Raw genomic sequence first — 25175 nt, 5'->3', positions numbered from 1 at the left:
GGATAAAAAACGGGGGCCGATGGTCAGGGGTGGCCCGCGACTGCTCCCTGACTGATCAGATAGGCGCGAACGCCCGGATTGCGGGTCTGATTCAGCGGCGACCGCCAGCGTCCTAGCCAGCCATCGGCCACCACCCCCAAATTGACGTCGGCGCCGTGCGCGACCAGGTACTCGACCGTCGCCAGGTGGCCCTCGCGCGCGGCGTTGATCAAAGGCGTTTCGTCGTAGGTCACCACGCGGTTGACGTCCGCGCCGGCTTGCACGAGCCGTTCGACGATGGGTTGCGCGCCGAGTTCGGAGGCGGCGATCAAGGGGTTGCCTTCTCCGAGCGAGGCGCGGTTGGGGTCGGCCCCCAGCGCCAACAAGGCCTCCACCGTGCTCAGATCGCGCGAATGCACCGCTTGGATCAGTGCGGTGCCGTCGCCGAGGACGCGCGCATTGACGTCGACGCCGCGTCCGGCCAGTTTCCGCACGGTGGCGGCGTCGCCCTCGCGGGCTGCTGCGAGCAGTTCGACCACCCGCGCGTCGGGCTCGGCGACCTGCGGCCCGGCCAGTCCCAGCCGCGGCGTGCTCGCGACCGAAAGACCGGCGAAGGCGAGCATGGCCGATACGCACAGCACGATCGCGGTACGTTCGCGCCGAGGCTCCGCGAGCGGGTTTTGCTCGATCAATCCGTCGATGCGCTGGGCGAGATGGCTGCGCCGTTCGAGCATGGCGACCGCCAGCCACGCGGGTCGTTCGCCCAGGTCCAACAGTGTCTCGGCGCTGCTCAGCAAGGAGCCGGCGTAGTCCACGCGCGTATCGCCAGCGCGGGCGGCGCGCGCGTCGCAGGCCATTTCCCGGGCCAGATCCAGGCGCGCATGGATCAGCCGCAGGAAGGGACTCCACCAGAACGCCGCCAACAGGATGCGGACTACCGTGGTCAGCCACAGATCGCCGCGGCGGATATGCGCGATCTCGTGGCGCAGGATGTCGCGCAGCGCTTCCGGTTCCAGGCGGTACGCCAATGCGTGCGGAATCAGGATCGTGGGGCGCAGCAGGCCCACCACCATCGGACCATCGACGGCCGTGGTGGCGATCCGAGCGTACAGCGGCAGTTCCCCTGCCAGCGCCGTCTCCAGCGCCAGCGCCGGACGCGCGCAGCGGCGCAGCCGGCGCGCCTGGCGCGCGCCTTCGACCAGCCGCATCAGCTGCCACAGCGCGCCCAACGCCCAGGCCAAGGCCAGTACGCCGGTGAACGATCGCGGTATCTCCAGGTACATCATGTCCGGGCGGCGGCCGGCGTCGAACACCGCCTCGTCGGCGGTCGGACCTTCTTCTGGTTGCGGCACGATGTGTGCGGCGTAAGTCCACGATGGCGAAGAAGACGTTCCCGGCAGGAACGCCGCCAACGGACACAGCACCGCCAGCGCGAGCACCGCCAGCAGCAACCACGAGCGCAATTCGGCGCTGAGCGCCCGCATGCGCATGAACGTCAGCGCCAGTGCGAACAGCGCGGCGCTTTGCAGCAGATGCTGGGCCGCCAACGCCGGTGCGGCTTCGATCAGGTTTTCGATCGCGCTTTCCATCAAGCGCCCCCCCTTGCCTTGGCCGCATTGACTTTATCGCGCAGTGTCTCAAGTTCGGCGCGGTCGATGTCGTGTTCGTCGAGCAGATGCTGCGCCAGCAAGTCCGGGGAGCCTTCGAAAAATTGCAGCAGCAGGTGGTCCAAGGCCTGCCTGCGGGCCTGATCGCGGCTGATCGCGGCGCGATAGATGAACGCGCGCCCTTCCTGGCGATACGTCACCAAGCCCTTCTTGGCGAGGACGTTGAACATCGTCAGCACCGTCGTATACGCCGCCGGTTTTTGCTTGGACAGTTCGTCCGCTACCTCGCGCACGGAGGCCTCGTCCTTGTCCCACAATACCTCCAGGATCGCTTGCTCGGACTGAGTGAGCGTGGGCGAGGGCGGTCGGGCCATGGCGATCTACGGGTTCATTAGTTGATTTATAGGAGCACGGCCTGTTCCGGCCTGTCAACTATGGAATTAGTAATGGGTCTTTTCGATGCCATCGCGTTGAGTGTCGGGGTGGCGAGGTTCTCGCGTCGATGCCCAGGTCGATGCCCAGACCGGCGTGGATCGGCGGCCGCCCGCGCCGGCGCCGGCACCTCGACGGCGAGCTCGACGCCAGCCCGCTATACTCCCGGATAAGCGCGGCCAAGAACCGTGTCCGGCCCAAGCGATTCAATCACTTGGGCGCCTTACTTAACATCCCACTTAACAACCTACTCACGGCCGCGTCCGCCGCACCCAGAGGCCCCAACGCCGCATGCGTCTGTCCACGATCAAGCTGTCCGGTTTCAAGTCCTTCGTCGATCCGACCACGCTGCACCTGCCCACCAATATGACCGGCGTGGTCGGTCCGAACGGCTGCGGCAAGTCGAACATCATCGACGCGGTGCGCTGGGTGATGGGCGAAAGCTCGGCCAGCCGCCTGCGCGGCGACTCGCTCACCGATGTGATCTTCGCCGGTTCCTCGGCGCGCAAGCCGGTGTCGCAGGCGATGGTCGAGTTGATCTTCGACAACTCCGATCACACCATCACCGGCGAATTCGCCGCGTTCAACGAAATCTCGGTCAAGCGCCTGGTCAGCCGCGACGGCACCAGCCAGTACTACCTCAACGGCGGCAAGTGCCGGCGTCGCGACATCACCGATCTGTTCCTCGGCACCGGCCTGGGCCCGCGCAGTTATTCGATCATCGAGCAGGGCATGATCAGCCAGATCATCGAGGCCAAGCCCGAGGATCTGCGCGTCTACCTGGAAGAGGCCGCCGGCATTTCCAAGTACAAGGAACGGCGCCGCGAAACCGAGACCCGCATCCGCCACACCCGCGAAAACCTCGATCGCTTGAACGATCTGCGCGAGGAAATCGGCAAGCAGCTCGAACACCTGCGCCGCCAGGCCCGCCAGGCCGAGCAGTACCAGGCGATCCAGGCCGAGCGCAAGATCAAAGATGTCGAATGGAAGGCGCTGGAATACCGCGCCCTGGATCAGAAACTGCAAGTCCAGCGCGAGAAGCTCTCGCAGCAGGAAACCCGGCTGCAGCAGTTGATCGCCGAACAGCGCGAGGCCGAGCGCGAGCTGGAAACCGGCCGTGTCAGCCGCGAGGAAGCCGCGGAGAAACTCAACAAGGCCCAGGCCGCCAGCTACGAAGTCGGCGGCGCGTTGGCGCGCATCGAGCAACAGATCCAGCACCAGCGCGAAATGTCCAGCCGCCTGCTCAAGGCGCGCGACGAGGCGATGGCGCAGTTGGCCGAGATCGGCGAGCACATCGGCAGCGATCAATCGCGCCTGGACGTGCTGCTGACCGCGGTGGCCGACGCCGAGCCGCGCATCGAAGCCATGCGCGAGGACGACGAGGCGCGCCAGGACGCGCTGCGCGAAGCCGAAGCCAAGCTCGGCGACTGGCAGCAGCGCTGGGACGCGCACAGCCGCGAACAATCCGAGGCCGCGCGCGCGGCCGAAGTCGAACGCACCCGCATCGAAGGCCTGGACCGCCAGACCCTGGACGCCGACCGCCGCCGCGAATCGCTGAGCAGCGAGCGCACCGGCCTGGACGTGGCTGCGCTGGCCGATGCGTTCGAACAATTGCAAAGCCAGCACGACTTGCAGAAAGAGTCGCTGGACAGTCTTACCGAAGAACTGGAAACGCGTAAGGCCGCGGTCTCGGACCTGCAGGAGCAACAACGCGCCACCCAGAACCAACTCGCCGAGGTGCGCAAGCAGGCGCAGACCTCGCGCGGCCGTTTGTCCTCGCTGGAAACGCTGCAGCACGCCGCGTTGGGCCAGGAGCAGGGCGCGGCGCTGACTTGGCTCAAGGCGCGCGGCCTGGATTCGGCGCAGCGCGTGGGCGAAACCCTGACCGTCGATCCGGGCTGGGAAAACGCGGTGGAAAGCGCGTTGGGCCAGTTGATCGAAGGCGTGCTGGTGGAAGCGCCGGAAGCCCTGGTCGATGCGATCGGCGAACTCGGCGAAGGCCGGCTGACCCTGGTCTCGCCCGAACGCGACGGCGCCAGCTACGCCGCGACTTCGCTGGCCTCCAAGGTGCAGGGCCCGGCGGCGATCCGGCGCTTGCTCGCGCGTCTGCACGGCGCCGAGGACCTGGCCGCCGCGCGCGCGCTGCAGCCGAGCCTGGGCGCGGAAGAAACCGTGATCACCCGCAACGGCGAGCGTCTGGGCGCCGGCTGGGTGCGGGTGTTGCGTTCGGGCGCGGCCAAGCAGGGCGCGCTGCTGCGCGAACGCGAGATCCAGACCCTGCGGGTGGAGATCGAAGAACTGCAGACCCGCGAGCGCGAGCTGGAACACAATCAGATCCAGTTGCGCGACCGCTCGCTCGCGGGCGAACAACATCGCGAAGACGCGCAACGCGCCTTGTACATGGCCCATCGCGGCGTGTCCGAATTGGCCGGCCAGTTGCAGAGCCATCAGGGCCGTCTGGATTCGGCGCGCAACCGCATCGAGAAGATCGACGCCGATCTCGAACAATTGCTGATCGGCCTGGATTCCGGCCACGAGCAGGCGCGCGAGGCGCGCATGCGCCAGGAAGCCGCGGTCGAGCGCATGGGCGAATTGGAAGACTCGCGCCTGCAGCTCGAATCCGAGCGCCGTTCGCTGTCGGACGCGCGCGACGCCGCGCGCAACGCCGCGCGCGAGTCGCGCGACGCAGCGCATGCGCTGACCCTGACTTTGGAAACCCAGCGTGCGCAGGTCGCCGGCCTCAGCCAGACCCTGGAGCGCATGGGCGGCCAGCGCGGTCAGCTCGACTCGCGTCTGAGCGAACTGCGCGCCCAGCTCAGCGACGGCGACGAGCCGGTGGTCGAGTTGGAACAGCAGCGCCAGGTCGCGCTGGAACAGCGCGTGATCGCCGAACAAGACCTCACCGCCGCGCGCACCGCGCTCGACGGCATCGACAACGACCTGCGCAAGTTCGAACAGACCCGCCAACAACGCGACGAGCAGGCCTTGCAGCAGCGCGAGGCCATCGGCTCGCGGCGCCTGGAGCAACAGGCCCTGGTGCTCAAGGCCGAAACCCTGACCGAAGCGATCGCCGAAGCCGGCGCGGTGCTGCAGGACGTGGTCAACGCGCTCGACGAGAACGCCGAGCCGCAGACCTGGGAGCGCACGGTCGCCGAACTCGACAACAAGCTGCGCCGGCTGGAACCGGTCAATCTGGCGGCCATCGCCGAACACGCCGAGTCGCAGCAGCGCAAGGATTACCTGGACGCGCAGTTCCTCGACCTCAACACCGCGCTGGACACTCTGGAAGAGGCGATCCGCAAGATCGACCGCGAAACCCGCGGCCGCTTCAAGGACACCTTCGACCGGGTCAACTCCGGCGTGCAGGAGTTGTATCCGCGCCTGTTCGGCGGCGGCCATGCCTATCTGGAACTCACCGGCGAGGACCTGCTCGATACCGGCGTGGCGATCATGGCGCGTCCGCCCGGCAAGCGCGTGTCCAATATCTCGCTGCTGTCCGGCGGCGAGAAGGCGATGACCGCGGTGGCGCTGGTGTTCGCGATCTTCCGCTTGAATCCCGCGCCGTTCTGCCTGCTCGACGAGGTCGACGCGCCGCTGGACGAGGCCAACGTCGGTCGCTTCACCGCGATGGTCAGCGAGATGAGCGAACAGGTACAGTTCCTGTTCGTGAGCCATAACAAGGCGACGATGGAGGCCGCGCACCAGTTGTCCGGCGTGACCATGCGCGAACCGGGCGTGAGCCGCCTGGTCTCGGTCGATCTGGCCGAGGCGACGCGTCTGGCCGGCGCGGCCTGAGGCCGCGCCCAGGATGGGTGATTCGGGATTCGGGATGGGCAAGCGCCATGTCGTAACGAGTCTTTAGCAAATTTTTTCTGAGTTGGTGCAACGTAAGTCGTCGAACGTCGGTGCGTCCGCCGTTCTTACGAACACCCATCTCTCAATCGTCTTTATTTTGGAGTCGGTATCGGGCAGGGAATCAAGGATCGGCGTCGCCGCTCTTGCCAATCCCGAAGCCCCAATCCCGAATCCCCGCGACAAAAGGAGCAACGAATGTCCGACGTGACCCTGATGAGGATCGGCATCCTGATTGCCGGCCTGGTCCTGATCGGCGCCATCGTGTTCTTCGGCCGACCGCGCAAGCCGGGGCAGGGCAAGCGCGTGGCGCGCGAAGACGAAGCGCGCGCCGGCGAGCGCAAGCCGGTCTCGCGTCAGGAACCGACCCTGGGCGAACAGATCGAGAGCGAACTCGGCCAGGCCGGCGGTCCGCCCGGCGAAGCCACCACCCAGGCCGAGCTGGAACTGTTCGACAAGACCCTGGAAGGCAGCGCCGCGGCCGCCAACAGCGAGCTGGGCCGCCGCATCAGCGACGAGTTCGACAAGATCGTCACCCTGTACCTGGCCGCACGCGCCGGGCAGAAACTGCACGGCCCCGACATCGTGGTCGCGGCCGAGAAGGCCGGTCTGGTCTACGGCCACATGGGCGTGTTCCATCGCCTGGTCGAAGGCCATCCCGAACGCGGCCCGGTGTTCAGCGTGGCCAACATCATGAAGCCGGGCAGCTTCGACATGGCGACGATCCAGTCGCTGGAAACCCCGGCGGTGGCGTTCTTCCTGACCTTGCCGGCACCCGTTCCGGCCTTGGACGCGTGGGAAACCATGCTGCCGACCGCCCAGCGCATGGCCGAACTGCTCGACGCGGTGGTGCTGGACGAACAGCGCAATGCGCTCGGCCGCCAGCGCATCGCCCATCTGCGCGACGAGTTGCGCGCCTACGACCGTCAGCGCGAAGCGCCGCCGTTGAGCAAGCCGACGCGTTGGTAAAGCGCGGGGATTGTCCGCGTCGGTTCGACGCCCCCTGTAGGAGCGGCGCAAGCCGCGACCGCGCCAACTCAACCACGGCGTAAGCGGGAAGGCCGATGCCCGGCCATGACGGCATTCGCGCGGTTCGTCGTAGTCGAGTTGCGGCAGTCGCGGCTTGCGCCGCTCCTACGGGGCGCTTCGCCGCCAGGTCGCAATCCGGGCGACCCCGGCCATGCACAATTGTCCGATTCCCGTTCAAAATGCCGCAACCGCCGCGCCAGGACGCCGACCCGTGACCCCGAAGAAGACTGCGGACCAAGCCGCGCCGCGCGCCGCCGAATTGCGCGCCCAACTCGAAGACGCCAACTACCGCTACTACGTCCTCGACGATCCGACCCTGGCCGACGCCGACTACGACCGGCTGTTGCGCGAACTGGAAGCTCTGGAAGCCGCGCATCCCGAACTGGCCAGCGCCGATTCGCCGACCCAGCGCGTGGGCAGCACGCCCGCGGGTACGTTCGCCGAGGTCGTGCACGCGGTGCCGATGCTGTCGCTGGGCAATGCCTTCACCGACGAGGAAGTCGTCGATTTCGTGCGCAAGATCGTCGAGCGTCTGGACGTGGCGAGTCCGCAGTTTTCGGTCGAGCCCAAGCTCGACGGCCTGGCCATCAGCCTGCGTTACGAAGGCGGCCGGTTCGTCCAGGGCGCGACCCGCGGCGACGGCGCGACCGGCGAGGACGTCACTCTCAACCTGCGCACGGTCAAGGCGATTCCGATGAAGCTTCGCGGCAGCGGTTGGCCGCCGGCGCTGGAAGTGCGCGGCGAGGTCTACATGCCGCTGGCCGCGTTCAAGGCCTACAACGAAAAAGCGCTCAAGGAAGGCGGCAAGGTGCTGGCCAATCCGCGCAACGGCGCGGCCGGTTCGCTGCGCCAACTCGATCCGCGCATCACCGCGCAGCGCCCGCTGGCGTTCTACGCCTACGCGGTCGGCGTGGTCGAGGGCTACGAGTTGCCGGCCACCCATTCGGCCACGCTCAAGCAACTGCGCGACTGGGGCTTTCCGGTCAGCGGCGAAAGCGATGTGGTCGCCGGCAGCGACGGTCTGCTCGGGTATTACCGACAGATGGGCGACAAGCGCGACGGCTTGCCGTTCGACATCGACGGAGTGGTCTACAAGCTCGACGACTACGCCGGCCAGCGCGAAATGGGCTTCGTCTCGCGCGCACCGCGCTGGGCGATCGCGCACAAGTTCCCGGCGCAGGAACAATCCACCGTGCTGGAAGGCATCGACATCCAGATCGGCCGCACCGGTGCGGCCACGCCGGTCGCGCGGCTCAGGCCGGTGCAGGTCGCCGGCGTGGTGGTGACCAATGCGACCTTGCACAACGCCGATCAGATCGCGCGCCTGGACGTGCGCATCGGCGATACGGTGATCGTGCGCCGCGCCGGCGACGTGATTCCCGAAGTCGTCCGGGTGGTGCCCGAGTACCGGGCTCCCGACGCGCCGGAATGGCGCATGCCGGCGCAGTGCCCGGTGTGCGGTTCGGAGATCGTGCGCGAAGAAGGCGAAGCGGCATGGCGCTGCTCGGGCGAACTGAGCTGTCCGGCCCAGCGCAAGGAAGCGATCCGTCATTTCGCCTCGCGCCGGGCGATGGACATCGAAGGCCTGGGCGATCGTTACATCGAGGACTTGTCCGACCTGGGCTATCTGCAGTCGGTCGCGGACCTGTACAAACTCACGCTCGAAGATCTGCTGGAAATGAAGCGCCGCGCCGACGAGCGCGACGGCACTACTCCAGAGACGGTCAAGGCCGGCAAGGTCGCGACCAAATGGGCCGACAACCTGCTCGAAGCGATCGACCACAGCCGCAAGACCACCCTGGAGCGGTTCTTGTTCGCGCTCGGCATTCAGCACGTCGGCGAGAACACCTCCAAGGGCCTGGCGACCTGGTTCGGCGATCTGCAACTGGTTCGCGGCCTGCCGTGGCCCTTGTTCAAGCGGGTGACCGACATCGGCGGCGAATCGGCGCGCGCGATCGGCCATTTCTTCGATCAGCCCGGCAACCAGCAGGTGATCGATGCTTTGCTCGAACGCGGCGTGCATATCGCCGACAGTCACGCGCCGTCGGCGAAACTGCGCGAAGGCCTGAACCTGGCGACTTTGCTGGTCGACATGGAGATTCCCAAGGTCACCAAGATCCGCGCCGATCAACTCGCCACCGCGTTCGCCGACGCGGAAACGCTGCGCGACGCGCCGGAACATGCCTACATCACCGCGGGACTGCCGGCCGACAGCGCGCAGGCTCTGGCGTCGTGGTTGAGCGTGGAGGAGAACGCGCAGTTGCTGGGGCGGGTGGGCGACGCGCTTAAGCGGCTCGATGCGTTGACGCCGGCTTCGTCTGCGTCTTCGGCCGGACCGCTCGACGGCAAGACCGCCGTGCTGACCGGCACGCTCACCGCCTTGACCCGCGACGAGGCCAAGGCGCGGCTGGAGGCCTTGGGCGCCAAGGTCGCCGGCAGCGTGTCGAAGAAGACCAGCTTCGTGGTCGCCGGCACCGAGGCCGGTTCCAAACTCGACAAGGCCCAGGAACTGGGCGTGGAGGTCTGGGACGAGGCGCAGTTGCTGACCTATCTGGCCGAGCACGAATGAGCGCGAACGGTTCGCACGCTCCACGCTGGCGGCCTTCGGCGGAATTGACCGCGTTGCATCTGCGCGCACGGCTCAACGCGGCGGTGCGCGCTTATTTCGCCGAGCGCGCGGTGACCGAGGTGGAAACCCCGGTGTTGTCGGTCGCCGGCAACACCGATCCCAACATCGCCTCGTTCTCGCTGCAGTTCAGCGGCCGCACCGACGGCGCGCCGCGCACGCGCTGGTTGCGCACCTCGCCCGAGTTCGCGCTCAAGCGTTTGCTCGCCGCCGGTTTCGGCGACTGTTACGAACTGGGCCGGGTGTTTCGCGACGGCGAAGCCGGTGGCCGCCACAATCCCGAATTCACCATGCTCGAGTGGTACCGGGTCGGTTGGGACCAACGCCGCCTGATCGGCGAGACCGCGGACTTGGTGCGTGTCGCGCTGGCCCTGGTCGGCCGCGATGCACGCCTGCGCGAAGTCGCCTATCGCGATCTGTATCGCGAGCGGCTGGGCCTGGATCCGTTCAGCGCCAGCGATGAAGCTCTGCAAGCGGCCTTGGGCGAGGTGGTGATCGACCCGGCCGGGCTGAATCGCGACGACTGGCTCGACCTGCTGATGACCCATCGCCTGCAGCCGGGCTTCGCGCGCGACGAACTGTTGGCGGTGCGCGATTACCCCGCCTCGCAATGTGCCCTGGCGCGGCTGCGCGACGATGGCGACGGTTGGCCGGTCGCCGAGCGCTTCGAGTTGTACTTGGGGCCGTTGGAGTTGGCCAACGGTTACCACGAGTTGGCCGACGCGGACGAGCAGGGCGCGCGTTTCGATCGCGACCGGGCTGTGCGCGAACGGCGCGGCGCGGCCGCGCCGCCGCGCGACGAGGCCTTGCTGAGCGCGCTGGCAGCCGGTTTTCCGAGCTGCGCCGGCGTGGCCATGGGCATGGACCGGCTGCTGATGGCGATGCTCGATACCGACCGTATCGGCGCGGTATTGGCCTTCGATTTCACGCGTGCTTGACCGCGATGAACATCGCGCCCTGCGCGCGAGTCGGCTAACGGTTTTTTGATTGCAAGTTCGCCGTTCGCGGTTAGAGTGGCCGCATCGGGTGCGGGGGCCATGCATGCGCAATGTGAAAGCCGCGATCCATCTGTTCGCGTTCGCCGCCATGGCGTGCGCGGGCACGGTGCGCGCGGGACCGGCGGGCGAGCGGCTGTATGGCGGCGACGTGCTGCGCTGCGCGTCCGACGACGAACAAACCGTGCACTGTCCGGCCGATACTCGTGGCGGCGTGCGCCTGATCCGCCGCACCTCCGGCAAGCCCTGCGTGGAAGGCACCAGTTGGGGCGCCGATCGCGGCGGCGTGTGGGTTTCGCAGGGCTGCTCGGCCGACTTCGTGTTCGGCAAGGGCGGCAGCGGCGCCGACAGCACCCGCGGCACGCGGGTGATCAAGTGTGAGTCTCGCGGCGGGCGCTGGAGTCATTGTCCGGCCAAGACCGACGCCGGCGTGGCATTGGCTCAGCAACTGTCCAAACAACCTTGCCTGCGCAATCAAAGCTGGGGCGCCGATGCCAGCGGCGTGTGGGTGTCCGGCGGCTGTCGCGGCGAGTTCCGCCTGCTCGGAGTGGAAGCCCAGCCCGAACCGGTCGCCGCGCCCAGCACCGTGCTGCGTTGCGAATCGCTGGACCGCCGTGCGCGCCGCTGCGACAGCGAAACCGGCGCGGGCGTGCGCATGGTCAAGCAGTTGTCCAGGTCCGAATGCATCGAAGGCCGCAGTTGGGGTTACGACGCGCACGGCGTGTGGGTCGAGAACGGTTGCCGCGCGGAATTCGAACTCGATTTCAAGCGCGGCGGCGGTTGATCCGGGCCGGGTGTTCGCGCATCTGCCTGTGCGCATAGGCCGAAGGTCATGCGACAAACGGCGGAGATTTTCAGGGATTTAGGCGGCAAAATTAGTCTCGCATGAACATTTTTGCGTTGTTTCGACCCGATGCGTCGAAGTACCGGAATCTTGAGCTGGCGTTAAGCAGGCTTCGCTAGAGTCCTCGCAAAATCGACCACGACAAGGAGCACGAAATGTCCGCACGCATTGTTTCCGGCCTGGGCTTGGCAGTCGGCCTCGGCCTTTCCGCCGGTGCGGTCCAGGCCGCGCCGCAGTACGACGATTACGGCAGCGGCAGCAACTCGATTCGTTGCGAATCCGATGGCGGCCGTCGGCGCTACTGCGATGCCGACACCCGAGGCGGCGTGAATCTGCGCCGGCAGTTGTCCAAATCCTCGTGCGTCCAGGGCCGCAGCTGGGGTTACGACGGTCGCGGCGTCTGGGTGTCCGAAGGCTGTCGCGCCGAGTTCGAACTCGGCCGCGGTGGTGGTTGGAACGGCGGTGGTGGTGGCTGGAACAGCGGCGGAAACGGCGCGGTAGTGCGTTGCGAATCCGATGGCGGCCGCTATCGCACTTGTCCGATCAGCGGCAATCGCGCGCAACTGCAGCGCCAGCTGTCGAGCTCTTCGTGCATCGAAGGCCAGAGCTGGGGCACGCGTCCGGGCGAGGTGTGGGTCAACAAAGGTTGCCGCGCCGAGTTCGTCGCCGGCGGTGGCGGCGGCGGTTGGAATGGCGGCGGTGGCGGCTGGAGCGGCGGTGGTCAGGTGATCAACTGCGACTCCAGCAAGAATCGCCAGAATCGTTGCAACGTCTCCGTGCGCCGCGATGTGCGTCTGATCAGGCAGAACTCCAGTTCGGCCTGCGTCGAAGGCCAGAGCTGGGGTTGGGACCGCAACGGTGTGTGGGTCAGCAACGGCTGCCGAGGCCAGTTCCAGGTCAACTGAGTTCGATGCGGTTGCGCAGCGCTCCGGCCACAAGCCGGAGCGTTGTCGTATCCGGGGTGGGACGATGTCGTCTGGCGAAAGCACCGGACCATGGCATCCCAGTCGCTTTTGTAGGCGGGCTTTCAGGTCCGATGCTTTTTCGAGCGCCGAGTTTCTCCTGAATCGGGCCGCCGGCGAACCCCCGATTTCGGCACCGACACATGCATCCGTTAAACTGGCTTGCATGAACGACACCATCGATTTCGACCGCTACGACCGCATCCGTCCGATTCGCTGGACCGGCCAGGCCCTGGAACTGCTCGATCAGCGCAAGCTGCCGTTCGCCGTGGAGTACGTGACTTGCGCCGACAGCGACGCGGTCGCCGCGGCGATCCATGCGCTGACCGTGCGCGGCGCGCCGGCGATCGGCATCGCCGCGGCCTGGGGCGTGGTGCTGGCGGCGGGCGAGGTCGAGGCGACCGACGGCGCGCAGGCGCTGGCCGCGATCGAACCGGCCCTGCAGCGCCTCAACGCCGCGCGCCCGACCGCGGTCAACCTGGGCTGGGCGCTGGCGCGCATGCGCCGGGTGTTGGCCGCGGCCGGCGCCGATTGGCGCGAGGTGCTCGCGCGCGAAGCGCAGGCGATCGCCGATGAGGATCTGGCCGCGAACCGACGCATGGGCGCGCTCGGCGCGGCCTTGATCGAACCGGGCAACGGCGTGCTGACCCATTGCAACACCGGCTCGCTGGCCACCGCCGGCTTCGGCACCGCCTTGGGCGTGATTCGCGCTGGCGTGGCCCAGGGCCGCATCGCCCAGGTGTACGCGGGCGAGACCCGGCCGTGGCTGCAGGGCGCGCGCCTGACCGTCTGGGAGCTCGAACAGGACGGCATCGCGCCGACCCTGATCGCCGACTCGGCCGCCGCGCATCTGATGAAAACCGGCAAGGTCGGCTGGGTGATCGTCGGCGCCGACCGGATCTGCGCCAATGGCGACACCGCCAACAAGATCGGCACCTACCAGTTGGCCATCGGCGCGCGCCATCACGGGGTCAAGTTCATGGTCGCCGCGCCGTCCTCGACGGTCGACATGGCCACCGCCTCGGGCGATCTGATCGAGATCGAGGAGCGCGATCCGGGCGAACTGTTCGCGGTCGGCGGCACCCGCACCGCGGCCGAGCGGGTCGGGGCCTGGAACCCGGTGTTCGACGTGACCCCGCACGAGCTGATCGACGCCATCGTGACCGAGCGCGGCGTGATCGAGCGCCCCGACGCGGCGGCGATGAAGGCGGCGTTCGGGGGCTGAGCGGCCTGTGCGCCGCATTCCCGTCTATGTGAACCCTCAGAACCGTCGCTCCGGTACCTTAGGCCGGCCTTTCCCGAAACGTCATCCCCGCGTAGGCGGGAATCCAGGGCCTTTCGTGCGAAAGCGCTTGAAGTCCCGGTCTTCGTTCCTCGGCGGCATGGTTGCGCGCAGGCGGCGTCGTTCGACGTTCCTTGAACTCGTCATTACCGCGAACGCGGGTTCTGCCGTACTTCGGCTTGGCCGAACATCCGACGACTTCAAACGTTCTCGCACGAAAGGCCCTGGATCCCCGCCTCCGCGGGGATGACGTTCTGGAGGGGCGCGAAAGTCATTGGATTGCCGACTCTCGACTCCCCAAAAAGCCCTGTTGTGGCACCCACCCGACCCAGCGTCGCAATCGATGCTGCAGCGCAGCTGAAAATCCCCGCCAAGTGCTTGTTTCTGCGTGGGAATCAGGCCCCTGTGAAACCGCGTTTCGTGCTATGATTTCCTGTCTCTTTGATGCCGCCCCGAGCGAGCTGCAGGACAGGCCCGCAGACGGCCTGTTTCCGGTGGTTTTGCCGGCGTTCCCAATGGAATGCCGGCACGGTTCGCGCGGGGCGTTCGAATCACCGCCCGCAGCAACGGAACCCTGATGGCCGAACTCGCCAAGGAAATCATCCAGGTCAATCTCGAAGACGAGATGCGCCGCAGTTACCTCGATTACGCCATGAGCGTGATCGTCGGACGCGCGCTTCCCGACGTTCGCGACGGCCTCAAGCCTGTGCACCGTCGCGTCCTGTACGCGATGAGCGAACTGGGCGCTCACAGCAACAAGGCGCACTTCAAGTCGGCACGTATCGTCGGCGACGTGATCGGTAAGTATCACCCGCACGGCGATCAGTCGGTCTACGACACGCTGGTGCGCATGGCCCAGCCGTTCTCGCTGCGCTACCTGCTGGTCGACGGCCAAGGCAACTTCGGTTCGGTCGACGGCGACCCGGCCGCGGCGATGCGTTACACCGAATCGCGCATGGCCAAGCTCACTCACGAGCTGATGGCCGACATCGACAAGGAAACCGTCGATTTCCAGCCCAATTACGACGAAAAGGAATTCGAACCCACGGTCATGCCGACCCGGGTGCCGAACCTGCTGGTCAACGGCTCGTCCGGTATCGCCGTGGGCATGGCGACCAACATCCCGCCGCACAACCTGTCGGAAGTGATCGAGGCGACCATCGCCCTGATCAACGATCCCGAGCTCGATGTCGACGGGCTGATGGAGTACATCCCGGGCCCAGACTTCCCGACCGCGGGCATCATCAACGGCACCGCCGGGATCATCAACGCCTACCGCACCGGCCGCGGCCGCGTGCGCATGCGCGCGCGCGCCGAGATCGAGGTCAACGAGGACACCGGCCGCGAAGCCGTGGTCGTCACCGAGATTCCGTACCAGGTCAACAAGGCGCGTCTGATCGAGAAGATCGCCGAGTTGGTCAAGGAAAAGCGCCTGGAAGGCATCAGCGAACTGCGCGATGAGTCCGACAAGGACGGCATGCGCATCTTCATCGAGGTCAAGCGCGGCGAATCGGCCGAAGTGGTGCTCAACAACCTCTATCAGCAGACGCAGATGGAGTCGGTGTTCGGTATCAACATGGTGGCGCTGGTCGACGGCCGCCCGCAGTTGCTGAACCTCAAGCAGATCATCGAAGCCTTCATCCGTCACCGCCGCGAAGTGGTGACCCGCCGCACCATCTTCGAACTGCGCAAGGCGCGCCAGCGCGCGCACATCCTGGAAGGCCTGACGGTCGCGCTCGCGAACATCGACGAGATGATCGAGCTGATCAAGACCTCGGCCAATCCGAACGAAGCGCGCGAGCGCATGTTGTCCAAGACCTGGGAACCGGGCCTGGTCGGCGCGCTGCTCGGCGCGTCCGGCGCCGAGGACTCGCGTCCGGAAGAGCTGGCGGACGAGTTCGGTCTGCACGACGGCCGTTATCAGCTGACCGAAGTGCAGGCCACCCAGATCCTGGAAATGCGCCTGCACCGCCTGACCGGCCTGGAGCAGGAAAAGCTCACCGAAGAATACAAGCTGCTGCTCGAAGCGATCCGCGGGCTCATCGAGATCCTCGAGAACCCCGACGTGCTGCTGGAAGTGATCCGCACCGAGCTGCGCAACCTCAAGGAAGAATTCGGCGATGCGCGCCGCAGCGAGATCCGTGCGAGCGAAGAAGATCTCGACATCCTCGACCTGATCGCGCCGGAAGATGTGGTGGTGACCCTGTCGCATTCGGGTTACGCCAAGCGCCAGCCGGTCAGCGCCTACCGCGCGCAGAAGCGCGGCGGCAAGGGCCGCAACGCGGCGGCGACCAAGGACGAGGACTTCATCGACAAGTTGTGGCTGGTCAACACCCACGACACGCTGCTGACCTTCACCAGCACCGGCCGGGTGTTCTGGCTGCCGGTGCACCAGTTGCCCGAAGCCGGTCCCAACGCGCGCGGTCGTCCGATCATCAACTGGCTGGCGCTGGAAGCCGGCGAGCAGGTCCAGGCCGTGTTGCCGGTGCGCACCTACGACGACGATCACTTCGTGTTCTTCGCCACCCGCTTCGGCACGGTCAAGAAGACGCCGCTGACCGAGTTCGCGTTCCGTCTGGCGCGCGGCAAGATCGCGATCAACCTCGACGACGGCGACGCCCTGGTCGATGTCGCGCTCACCGACGGCAAGCGCGACGTGATGCTGTTCGCCAGCAACGGCAAGGCCGTGCGCTTCTCCGAGGACGAAGTACGCGCGATGGGCCGCACCGCCACCGGCGTGCGCGGTATCCGTCTGACCGAAGGCGAGGAAGGCCAGGGCAAGGCGATCGTGGTCAGCATGGTGGTGATCGACGGCGACGGCGACATCCTTACCGCCAGCCAGCGCGGTTTCGGCAAGCGCACCGCGGTCGACGAGTACCCGTGCAAGGGTCGCGGCACTCAGGGCGTGATCGCGCTCAAGACCACCGAGCGCAACGGCGCGCTGGTCGGCGCGATCCAGCTCAGCGATCACCACGAAGTGCTGATGATCTCCGACGGCGGCACCCTGGTGCGCACGCGCGCGGCGGAAATCTCGCAGGTCGGCCGCAACACCCAGGGCGTGACCCTGATGCGGTTGGCCGACGACGAGACCTTGCAGACCATCGAGCGCGTCGACGCTTCGCTGGACGAGGTCGAGGAGGGCGCCGAAGGCGAGTTGCCGGCGGCTCCGGGCGCCGACGTCGCCGGCGAATCCTCGCAGACGCCGCAGCCGGACGCCTGATCCAGGCATTGATCCAGGCACGGAATAAAACGCCGCCTTCGGGCGGCGTTTTGTTTTGGGGAACAGGCACAGGGGCAGCGCACGCCACGACTGCGAACAGTGCCGGCGGTGTCGTGCCGCCCGCGGCGCACCGAGCGTCTGCCGCCAGCGCGAACCGCTCGGAACCGCAGCTCCTGCGAATCGCGGTCCGAATGGATTTGCTGCACTGCATCGACGCTTTCCGCTCCATGCTGCTGGCAACCGTGCGGGTTCGGCCTCGATTGCGAGGCGCCAGCCGGCGGTGTAGCGTGGCCCCACTTCCCGCCTCGGAAACTCGCCATGAACAAGCTCACGCTCTGCGTCATGACTTCGCTCGTCGTATTCGCCGGCAACGCCGCCGCGGCACCGGCGACCTACAAGATCGATCCCTCGCACACCTATCCGAGTTTCGAAGCCGACCACATGGGCGGCTTGTCGACGTGGCGCGGCAAGTTCAACAAATCCGAAGGCACGATCACGCTGGACAAGAAAGCCGGCGCCGGCACGGTCGACATCGTGGTCGACACCACCAGCATCGATTTCGGCCTGGATGCGATGAACGAGCATGCCCACAAGGCCGATCTGTTCGACACCGCCAAATTCCCGACTGCGACCTACAAGGGCAAGTTGGCCGGTTTCAAGGACGGCGTGCCGAGTAAGGTCGAAGGCGAGTTGACCCTGCGCGGCGTGACCAAGCCGCTCACGTTGAGCATCAACAAGTTCAAGTGCATGCCGCATCCGATGCACAAGCGCGAAGTCTGCGGCGCCGATGCCGCCGCCACGTTTCAGCGCGATCAGTTCGGCATGAGCGCCGGCAAGGATTGGGGCTTCAGCATGGACGTGAATCTGCGTATTCAGGTCGAGGCGATCGTGGCCGAATAAACCGCGCTTGCGCGATTGCGATCGCCACTGCGCTATCGACGACACGCCGCCTGCGGGCGGCGTGTCGCGTTATGGGGGCGCTGCGTTGCAGCATGACAAATCGCACTGTACCGGCTGCGATCGCATGGGGATAGTAGATCGGGCCTCGTCATGGTCGAGGTGTGCGAATAGAGCGCCGTGCCTTGCGTGCGACGCGATCATTTCGCGCGCAAGCCGCTGCGACGCAACCCGCCGTGAGCGCACGGCCGAGGCCGATCGGTACACACGCTTATCACACGGCGTTTCCGCTCGGTGCGCTATCGGTCTGGCGCGAGACGGTGCGTGCCGACTCACCGAAACGCCATCGCAAGGTTTGCGTTCCCAACACAGGGGTCTGACAGCACAGGAGGATTCATGAGCTACGTCGACGGTTTCGTACTGGCGGTACCGAAAGACAAGATCGCCGCCTATCGCACGGTGTCGCGCAAGGCCGGCAAGGTCTGGATGGAACACGGCGCGTTGGCCTACGTCGAGACGGTCGAGGACGATGTCCCGGTCGGCAAAGTCACTTCGTTTCCCAAGGCGGTGAAGCTCAAGCCCGGCGAGGTGGTGGTGTTCGCGTGGATCGTCTACAAGTCGCGCAGGGACCGCGACCGGATCAACAAGCGGGTCATGGCAGATCCGCGCCTGTCGGGGATGAAGCCCGACGCGATGCCGTTCGACGGCCAGCGCATGATCTTCGGCGGATTCAAGCCGATCGTGACGTTCTGATCGTCGCGTTTCTACGCTGGCGATATCCCGCGCCGGCCCCGCATCGGGGCCGGCGCGAGATGAGGATCAACGCGATTTGGGCGCGAGCTTGACGCCGCTGAACGGGTCGGCGATGAAGGCCGAGATGTCCGGATTGGCCACGCGGGTGAAGATGCCCGGATAACCGGTGGCGCCGCAGCCTTCGCCGCGGCTGACCACGCCGACCTGGATGAATCGCTTGCCGCCGGGCAGGGCGACGAACAGCGGGCCGCCGGAATCGCCCTGGCAGGCGTCCTTGCCGGTGCGTCCGGCGCAGATGTCCACGCCCTCGGTCACGGTGATGCTGCGGCTGTTGCGATAAGCGAAGGCGCATTCGGCGTACGACACCACCGGCAAGTCCACGCCCTGCAGACGATTGGGCGAATTCACGCCGCTGCCGCCCGGCGGAAACGGATTTTGCTGGATGGTGTTGCCCCAGCCGGTGTTGGTCAGCAGGGTGCCGGGACGTTCCAGCGCGTCGGTGCCGGCGGTGACCAGTTCGATCGGCTTGATCTTGGTGATCGGCGATTTCAGCACCAGCACCGCGACGTCATAGCCCTGATCGCCGGCGACATACTTGGGATGCACGTAGATGCCGTCGACGTCGGCGGCGACACCCTGGCCGTCGTTGGTGAGCACGGTGCGGCCGGCGATCACCGACAGATTTTCGCTCTCGAAGCCTTCCGCGCAATGCGCGGCGGTCAGCACCAGCCAGGGCGAGATCAGCGACGCGCCGCACCAGTGGCGGTCGTAAGCGTTGTCGCCGCCGAAGCCCTTGAGCTGCACGGTCACCATGAACGGATATTTGCCGCTGGCGACGGGCGTGCCGCCGATGATCGTGGGGTTGATGTCGGTGCCCAGGCTCGCGGACGCTTTATCGGCCGCGTGCGCGGCGCTGGCGACGCCGGCGAAGGCGAGCAGGCTCGCCAGACACATCCATTTGCGGGATTTCATTGGGGGGTACTCCATTGTTTGTGTTTTTGGTGGCGAAGCCATGCCGTCCCGGCCCGTCGTGAACGGTCAGGCGATCGAGAGGCGATGGCGTTGCGGCGGCGCGATGGCGAATCAGGAGTGGTGGCTGTTCGCGTCCGTCGCGATATAAGAAATATCGTCATGCGTCGCGGCGATGAAGACGTGCGCGGGCACCGCGTCGATCGCAATTGCGAAGCCGATTCCAGATCGAAACATCCGGCGCATGAATGCGCAGTATCGATGTGCGTGCGATTGATCCGATGGCCGCGCGATCGCTTTTCGCTTTCGCGGGGCGGTGCGATTTCGCGTGTCGAGGTTCAGGCCTCCAACAAAGCTGTAGCGACGCTACGTAAGCTTTTGTGGGAGGGCTTCATCCCCGACGCCCCACGCCACGTTGCATCGCTTAACCGGTTCATGGCGCCGCGAAATCGACGAGCCGCATAACCGCCAGCGCGAGCTCGTTCTGAATTTAAACGCAGCCGCACCGACGACACAGGTAAAAAGACCCCGGCCGAAGCCGGGGTCTCCAAGGCGATCATGCGCAATCGCCTGCAACGATCAGAACGTGATGCTCCAAGTGTCGATGCGGCCGACGTCGGCGTTGGCGTTATCGTTCACGCGCAGCTTCCAGGCGCCGTTGAGCGGTTCGCTGGACAGGTTGAAGGTGAAGGTGCCGCTCAGGTTGTCGGCGCTGCCGCCGGCGCGGTTGCTGATGTTATACAGCGAGCCATCCGGCGCCACCAGGTCGACCTTCAGATCGCCGCGGTAGGTGTGGATGATGTTGACCGAGACCTGAGCGTTGGTCGGCGCATTGCCGGGACGGTTGGACACGGTGATCGGGCTGTCGACGGTGGCGTTATCGTTGATCGCGTAGTCGGTGTCGTTGGTGTACTTGGTGCCCGGGCCCGGGCCGGGGCCGCCGGGGCAGGTCACGCCCACCACCGAGAACGCGGCGGTGACGTCGGCCTTGGCGAAGCCCAGATCGGTCGCGGCGGTTTCCACGCCGCACGCGCCGTTGTTGAAGTCGGTGCTCGGGGTCCAGTAGTCCTTGTTGGCCTTGGCGAACACCTTGAACGCCTTGACCGTGTCCCAGCCGGCCTTCTTGGCCAGGGTGTAGAACGCGCGGTTGTACACGCCCGAGGAGTAGTGCACGTCCATGCCGGAGGTGTAGTTGCTGGCATGGCCGATCGAACGGCCGTCGCGGGTCGGGTCGTCCATGTAACGCAACGCGCCGGTGGCCTTGAAGATCTGCGCGCCGACCAGGAAGTCGTTGGTGTTGTTCATGAAGTACTCGGCCGCTTCGCCGGCGATGTCCGAATAGGCTTCGTTGATGCCGCCGGACTGGCCGGAGTACACCAGGCCCGACTGCTGCTCGGTGAAGCCGTGCGAGACTTCGTGCGCCGACACGTCCAGGCTCACCAGCGGGTAGAAGCGCGTGGCGCCGTCGCCGAAGGTCATCGCCGTGCCGTTCCAGAACGCGTTCTCGTAGCTGTTGCTGTAGTGCACCTTCATCTGCAGCTGGAAGGTCAGCGGCGGGGTGCCGACGTAGCTGTTGTACATGTCGAACACGACATGGCCGAAGTAGTGCGCGTCGTTGAGCGGCGAGAACGCGCCGTTGATGGCCTTGACCGTGTTGCGCGGGCAGGTGTACGAGAACGCGGTGGTGCCGCTGGTGCCGTGATTGAGGTTCACCGTCTTGACGTTGGTGTTGCTCATCGAGCAGTTGGTGCCGCTCTGGGTGACGTCGTTGAAGCCGAAGTCGGTGCCGTACTCGTACTGGCCGGTTTTGGTGTTGCCGCCCGGACCGGTGCCGACCAGCGCGTGGTTCAAGCCTTCCCACTGCTTGAGCACGCGGCCGGTATCGGCGTCGAGGATCACGAACGGACGGGTCGGCTCGCTGCCCTTGGCCGCATCGGCGAAGTAATTGACCACGTAGGCCATGTGCGCGCGGCCGTTGTCGTCGATGTAGATCATCTTCTGGCTGTTTTCGTTGCTGACCTGCAGCGCGCTGGCGCGCTTGCCCAGCACCGCGCTCTTGGCCAGGCCCAGGGCCTGAGCGGCGCTGAGCTTGGGCGCGGTGGCCGGCAGTTCGGCGGCCAGACCGGCGACCGAGCGGCCGAACAGAGTGCGCACGTTGCCCTTGGCGTCTTCGCTGACCACCACGTGCTCGCCGAACACCGGCACGCCGCGGAAGGTCTGCTGATAACGGTAGTTGCGCGTGCCGTTGGCGTCCTGGCTGCTCTTGACCTGGGTCAGCGCCGAATCGGCGTCGAGCGAGATCAGTTCGGCGTGGCGCAGGTTGGCCTTGGCGGCGGCGCCGGACTTGGCGACGGCGGCCTGGTACTGCTGATTGAGCTTGGCGACGTCCTGGCTGTGCAGGTCGACGCGCTGGGCGGCGCCGGCGGCGCCGGAGGCGAGGGCGAGCGAAAGGGCGAAGGACAGGGCGGTCTGCGTTACGTTGCGATTCACTGGTATTACCCCCAAACGAGTGTGGATGGTGGCCGCGTTCGCGGCCGGCTCTCAGTGCTCGTGCATCCGCTTCCCCGTAGTCCGCGCGCTCGGTCGCAGGCATTCCGTGCCTGTGTCGATGCGCGTGGTTGGACTTCGTTGCGGATACCGCGTCGACGCGTAACGCGGCGGAGGGACGCTAGGGGCGGGCCAAAAAAAACGTCAATCCGGATTACGGAGTTCACAGTCCGAATGCGACCTGTGCGTGTGCGTGCGCAACATGATTTCGGCTGAGAGCGTTCTACGATCAGGCTTGAAGCGTTTTCTCGTTTTTGCGACGGCAAACCACGGGGCGTAATACTGTTTCAATAGCATTGCTGCGTCGCAACAGATTATTGCGGTAATTGGGTAGGGGCCTGAGTCACATAACGCGTTACATACCAATGCGTGTGGCCTTCGCGAGGGCTCGGGGGCGGTTTTCGAGCGGTTTCAATGCCTGCCCGTTGTCGGAGAAACTGGGCTTTTTAGTGTTTTTTAGCGGTTTTTAAAAAAAACCATCCCTGCATGTGATGGCTGCACGCATGGTTCTGCGAGCACGCATCGCAAATGCATAATCATTATGTTTTTGCATAAGGCCGAATGCGTCGGCGCGACGTCACCGCGAAATAATCCACGCCTGCGAAGGCCGCGCCCGCGCAAGCCAAAAGAGAAAACCCCGGCGCAGGCCGGGGTTTTCCGAGGGGCAAACTGCGACGCGGCGAAGACTCAGAAAGTGATGCTCCAAGTGTCGATGCGGCCGACGTCGTTGCTGGCGTTGTCGTTGACCCGCAGCTTCCAGGAGCCGTTGAGCGGTTCGCTCGACAAGTCGAAGGTGAAGGTGCCGGTCACGTTGTCGGTGGCCTGACCGGTACGGTTGTGGATGTTGTAGAGCGTGCCGTCGGGCGCGACCAGATCGACTTTCAGATCGCCCTTGTAGGTGTGGATGATGTTGACCGACACGCTGGCGTTGCTCGGCGCATTGCCGGTGCGGCCGGACACCGCGATCGGGCTGTCGACGGTGGTGTTGTCGCCGATCGCGACATCGTTGCCGTTGCTGTAGGTCTGCGTGCCGGGACCCGGGCCGGGGCCGCCGCCGGGGCAATCCACGCCCACGACCAGGAATGCGGCCGAGACGTCGGCGACGCTCAAGCCCAGGTCGGTGGCGGCCTGTTCGACGCCGCAGGCGCCGCTGTTGAAATCGGTGTTCGGGGTCCAGTAGTCGATATTGGCCTTGGCGAACACCTTGAACGCTTTGACCGTGTCCCAACCGGCCTTCTTGCTCAGGGTATAGAAGGCCTTGTTGTAGACGCCGGAGGAATGGTGCACGTTCATGCCGCTGCGGTAGTTGCTGGCATGGCCGATCGAAACGCCGTCCCGGGTGGGATCGTCCATGTAGCGCAGCGCGCCGCTTCCCTTGAAGATCTGCGCGCCGACCATGAAATCGTTGCTGCCGCGCATGAAGAACTCGGAGGCTTCGCCGGCCATGTCGGAATAGGCTTCGTTGATGCCGCCGGACTGGCCGGAGTACACCAGCCCCGATTGCTCTTGGGTGAACCCATGCGAAACCTCGTGGCCGAGCACGTCGAGGCTGACCAAAGGATGGAATCTCGTCGCGCCATCGCCGAATATCATGGTCTTGGTCGCGCCATTCCAGCCTGCGTTCTCGTAGTTGCTCGAGTAATGCACGCCGAGGGTCAGCTGCACCGTCAGGGCCGGCATATTCAGATAGGCGGCGTACATGTCGTAGACCACTCCGCCGAAGTAATGCGCATCGTTGAGCGGCGAGAACGCGCCGTTGATTTGCTTGACGGTGTTGCGCGGGCAGGTATAGGAATGCGCGGTCTTGCCGGAAGGATTGGTGCCGCCGTTGAGGTTGATGGTCTTGACGTTGACGTTCTGCATGACGCAGTTGCTGGCGTTCTGAGTCACGTCGAGGAAGCCGAAATCGGTGCCGAATTCGTACTGGCCGGTTTTCTGGTTGCCGCCGGGACCCGTGCCGATCTTGGCATGCTGCAGATTGTCGATCTGATTCAATACCCGACCGTCGTTGGCGTCGATCACCAACTGCGGCGCGGTGAGTTCTCCGCCTTTCGCGCTGTCGGCGGACAACTGCACCAGATAGGCCAGGTGGGCGCGATCGTCGCCGTCGATGTAGATGGTCGGTTCGATCTTCTGCGATTCGATCTTCATCTGCGCAAGACGCTTGCCGAACGCGGCGCGCTTGGCGGCGTTCAGCGCTTGCGCGGAACTCAGCCTGGCCTTCGTGCCGGGCACTTCGGCTTCAAGACCCTGAATCAACTGGCCGAACATCGTGCGCACGCTGCCGCTCGCGTCTTCGCTGACCACCACGTGCTGGCCGAACACCGGCAGCCCACGGAAGCTGAGCTGATAACGATGTTGGCGATGGCCGGCCTCATCGCTGCGCGAGGTCAAGGGCGTCAGGGTCGAGTTCGCATCGAGCGCGATCATCTCGGCGTGGCGCAGGTGAGCGGCGGCGCCGATCGCGGTGCCGGCGACAGCGCGATATTGGCGATTGAGCTGGGACATGTCTTGCCGGTGCAAGTCGACGCGTTGCACCGCGCCGGCGGCGCCGGCGATCGTGGCGAGCGAGATGGCGATCGCCAGGATGGACAAGTTGCGATTCATTAGGTGTGACCCCCAAAGCGTAATGGGAAGGCCGGCGATGCGGACGCGGACGCGGAGGGCGCGCCATCGATGGCGTACCGCCGCTGTTCTGCAACCTGCGCCGTTCGGCAAGTAGGCCGCGACCAGGGTTGGTTGCGTCGTGGCGGGCCGAACCTGGAATCGCGAGGGCGAAGCGTCAACGGCTCCAATACATGTCACATCGGAAATGTGAAGCCGGTAATGTAGGCGGCCGCGGTGGTTTTAACGCGATGAATGGGAAAACAGGCGATGCCGGACCGGAGTCATCGATACCAGCACGGTCGGGTATGTTTGTTATGTTATTTCATTGATTTTGCTGCGGCGCAAAAAATTATCCGCAAGTGCTTGTGTATAAAGGAAATATCAGAGGTGCCGCAGGGCATTTTTCTTCTGTTTCCGACGCTTTTCTCGCAGAGGCGGGCGATCTGATCGATTATCCAATGGGACCGCGGCCACTGTTTTCCTGGCGCGGCCTTATTTATCGGCGCCCCGACGATCGCGGCGTGAACCAGTACTTCTCCGATTTGAGATTACGATCAAACTTGCCGCATGGAGT

General features: G+C 65.6%; 15 protein-coding genes. 10 read left to right on the top strand and 5 right to left on the bottom strand.

Going from position 1 to position 25175, the window contains the following annotated elements:
- Positions 1–23: 23 nt before the first annotated feature.
- The gene (locus ACTOWJ_RS04755) at positions 24–1568 is read right to left on the bottom strand and encodes a M56 family metallopeptidase (RefSeq protein WP_441333445.1); all 1545 of its coding nucleotides are present in this window, start codon (positions 1566–1568) and stop codon (positions 24–26) included.
- A complete protein-coding gene (locus ACTOWJ_RS04750) occupies positions 1568–1960 on the bottom strand; it encodes a BlaI/MecI/CopY family transcriptional regulator (protein ID WP_441333444.1) in 393 nt (130 codons plus the stop codon). The genes ACTOWJ_RS04755 and ACTOWJ_RS04750 overlap by 1 nt, the downstream gene beginning before the upstream one ends.
- A gap of 349 nt (positions 1961–2309) precedes the next feature.
- On the opposite strand from ACTOWJ_RS04750, the gene smc reads away from it, so the two are divergent.
- From smc to ACTOWJ_RS04700, 10 genes are all read left to right on the top strand, one after another.
- Complete coding sequence (gene smc, locus ACTOWJ_RS04745) at positions 2310–5813, top strand: chromosome segregation protein SMC (RefSeq protein ID WP_441333443.1); 3504 nt, start codon at positions 2310–2312, stop codon at positions 5811–5813.
- 255 nt (positions 5814–6068) lie between these two features.
- Positions 6069–6839 (top strand): cell division protein ZipA, encoded by a 771-nt coding sequence (gene zipA / locus ACTOWJ_RS04740; RefSeq protein WP_441333442.1) that lies wholly within the window; start codon positions 6069–6071, stop codon positions 6837–6839.
- 271 nt (positions 6840–7110) lie between these two features.
- The gene (gene ligA / locus ACTOWJ_RS04735; RefSeq protein ID WP_441333441.1) at positions 7111–9468 is read left to right on the top strand and encodes an NAD-dependent DNA ligase LigA; all 2358 of its coding nucleotides are present in this window, start codon (positions 7111–7113) and stop codon (positions 9466–9468) included.
- A complete protein-coding gene (gene epmA, locus ACTOWJ_RS04730) occupies positions 9465–10463 on the top strand; it encodes an EF-P lysine aminoacylase EpmA (RefSeq protein WP_441333440.1) in 999 nt (332 codons plus the stop codon). Before ligA ends, epmA begins: the two co-directional genes overlap by 4 nt.
- Positions 10464–10566: 103 nt before the next feature.
- Positions 10567–11304, top strand: a complete 738-nt coding sequence (locus ACTOWJ_RS04725) for a DUF3011 domain-containing protein (RefSeq protein ID WP_441333439.1) — start codon at positions 10567–10569, stop codon at positions 11302–11304.
- A gap of 215 nt (positions 11305–11519) precedes the next feature.
- Positions 11520–12269 (top strand): DUF3011 domain-containing protein, encoded by a 750-nt coding sequence (locus ACTOWJ_RS04720; protein ID WP_441333438.1) that lies wholly within the window; start codon positions 11520–11522, stop codon positions 12267–12269.
- Positions 12270–12492: 223 nt separating this feature from the next.
- Positions 12493–13551: an S-methyl-5-thioribose-1-phosphate isomerase gene (gene mtnA / locus ACTOWJ_RS04715; protein WP_441333437.1), complete on the top strand. Its 1059-nt coding sequence runs from the start codon at positions 12493–12495 to the stop codon at positions 13549–13551.
- A 634-nt stretch (positions 13552–14185) separates the two neighbouring features.
- On the top strand, positions 14186–16828 hold the full coding sequence (gene gyrA, locus ACTOWJ_RS04710; protein WP_441333436.1) for a DNA gyrase subunit A: 2643 nt from the start codon (positions 14186–14188) through the stop codon (positions 16826–16828).
- A gap of 318 nt (positions 16829–17146) precedes the next feature.
- Positions 17147–17728: a YceI family protein gene (locus ACTOWJ_RS04705; RefSeq protein ID WP_441333435.1), complete on the top strand. Its 582-nt coding sequence runs from the start codon at positions 17147–17149 to the stop codon at positions 17726–17728.
- Positions 17729–18121: 393 nt separating this feature from the next.
- Complete coding sequence (locus ACTOWJ_RS04700; RefSeq protein ID WP_441333434.1) at positions 18122–18478, top strand: DUF1428 domain-containing protein; 357 nt, start codon at positions 18122–18124, stop codon at positions 18476–18478.
- 66 nt (positions 18479–18544) lie between these two features.
- Here the strand turns inward: ACTOWJ_RS04700 and ACTOWJ_RS04695 are convergent, their stop codons facing one another.
- The 3 genes from ACTOWJ_RS04695 to ACTOWJ_RS04685 all read right to left on the bottom strand — a co-directional run bounded on the left by ACTOWJ_RS04695 (position 18545) and on the right by ACTOWJ_RS04685 (position 24601).
- Entirely contained in the window at positions 18545–19450 is a 906-nt protein-coding gene (locus tag ACTOWJ_RS04695) for a S1 family serine peptidase (RefSeq protein ID WP_441333433.1), read from the bottom strand.
- Positions 19451–20026: 576 nt separating this feature from the next.
- On the bottom strand, positions 20027–21937 hold the full coding sequence (locus ACTOWJ_RS04690; RefSeq protein WP_441333432.1) for a M4 family metallopeptidase: 1911 nt from the start codon (positions 21935–21937) through the stop codon (positions 20027–20029).
- Positions 21938–22681: 744 nt separating this feature from the next.
- A complete protein-coding gene (locus ACTOWJ_RS04685) occupies positions 22682–24601 on the bottom strand; it encodes a M4 family metallopeptidase (RefSeq protein ID WP_441333431.1) in 1920 nt (639 codons plus the stop codon).
- Positions 24602–25175: the final 574 nt, after the last annotated feature.

This window comes from Lysobacter sp. CA199 (assembly GCF_052078715.1).
In the GTDB taxonomy this organism is placed as follows: domain Bacteria; phylum Pseudomonadota; class Gammaproteobacteria; order Xanthomonadales; family Xanthomonadaceae; genus Lysobacter.
Note: the sequence above shows the minus strand (reverse complement) of the source record. Positions and strands in the feature narration are given on the sequence as shown.

Excerpts from the sequence above, each read along its gene's own strand:
- gyrA (WP_441333436.1), top strand. The coding sequence starts at position 14,186 with ATGGCCGAACTCGCCAAGGAAATCATCCAGGTCAATCTCGAAGACGAG.
- smc (WP_441333443.1), top strand. The coding sequence starts at position 2,310 with ATGCGTCTGTCCACGATCAAGCTGTCCGGTTTCAAGTCCTTCGTCGAT.
- ACTOWJ_RS04720 (WP_441333438.1), top strand. The coding sequence starts at position 11,520 with ATGTCCGCACGCATTGTTTCCGGCCTGGGCTTGGCAGTCGGCCTCGGC.
- ACTOWJ_RS04725 (WP_441333439.1), top strand. The coding sequence starts at position 10,567 with ATGCGCAATGTGAAAGCCGCGATCCATCTGTTCGCGTTCGCCGCCATG.
- epmA (WP_441333440.1), top strand. The coding sequence starts at position 9,465 with ATGAGCGCGAACGGTTCGCACGCTCCACGCTGGCGGCCTTCGGCGGAA.
- ACTOWJ_RS04685 (WP_441333431.1), bottom strand. The coding sequence starts at position 24,601 with ATGAATCGCAACTTGTCCATCCTGGCGATCGCCATCTCGCTCGCCACG.
- mtnA (WP_441333437.1), top strand. The coding sequence starts at position 12,493 with ATGAACGACACCATCGATTTCGACCGCTACGACCGCATCCGTCCGATT.
- ACTOWJ_RS04705 (WP_441333435.1), top strand. The coding sequence starts at position 17,147 with ATGAACAAGCTCACGCTCTGCGTCATGACTTCGCTCGTCGTATTCGCC.
- ACTOWJ_RS04750 (WP_441333444.1), bottom strand. The coding sequence starts at position 1,960 with ATGGCCCGACCGCCCTCGCCCACGCTCACTCAGTCCGAGCAAGCGATC.
- ACTOWJ_RS04755 (WP_441333445.1), bottom strand. The coding sequence starts at position 1,568 with ATGGAAAGCGCGATCGAAAACCTGATCGAAGCCGCACCGGCGTTGGCG.
- zipA (WP_441333442.1), top strand. The coding sequence starts at position 6,069 with ATGTCCGACGTGACCCTGATGAGGATCGGCATCCTGATTGCCGGCCTG.
- ACTOWJ_RS04700 (WP_441333434.1), top strand. The coding sequence starts at position 18,122 with ATGAGCTACGTCGACGGTTTCGTACTGGCGGTACCGAAAGACAAGATC.
- ACTOWJ_RS04695 (WP_441333433.1), bottom strand. The coding sequence starts at position 19,450 with ATGAAATCCCGCAAATGGATGTGTCTGGCGAGCCTGCTCGCCTTCGCC.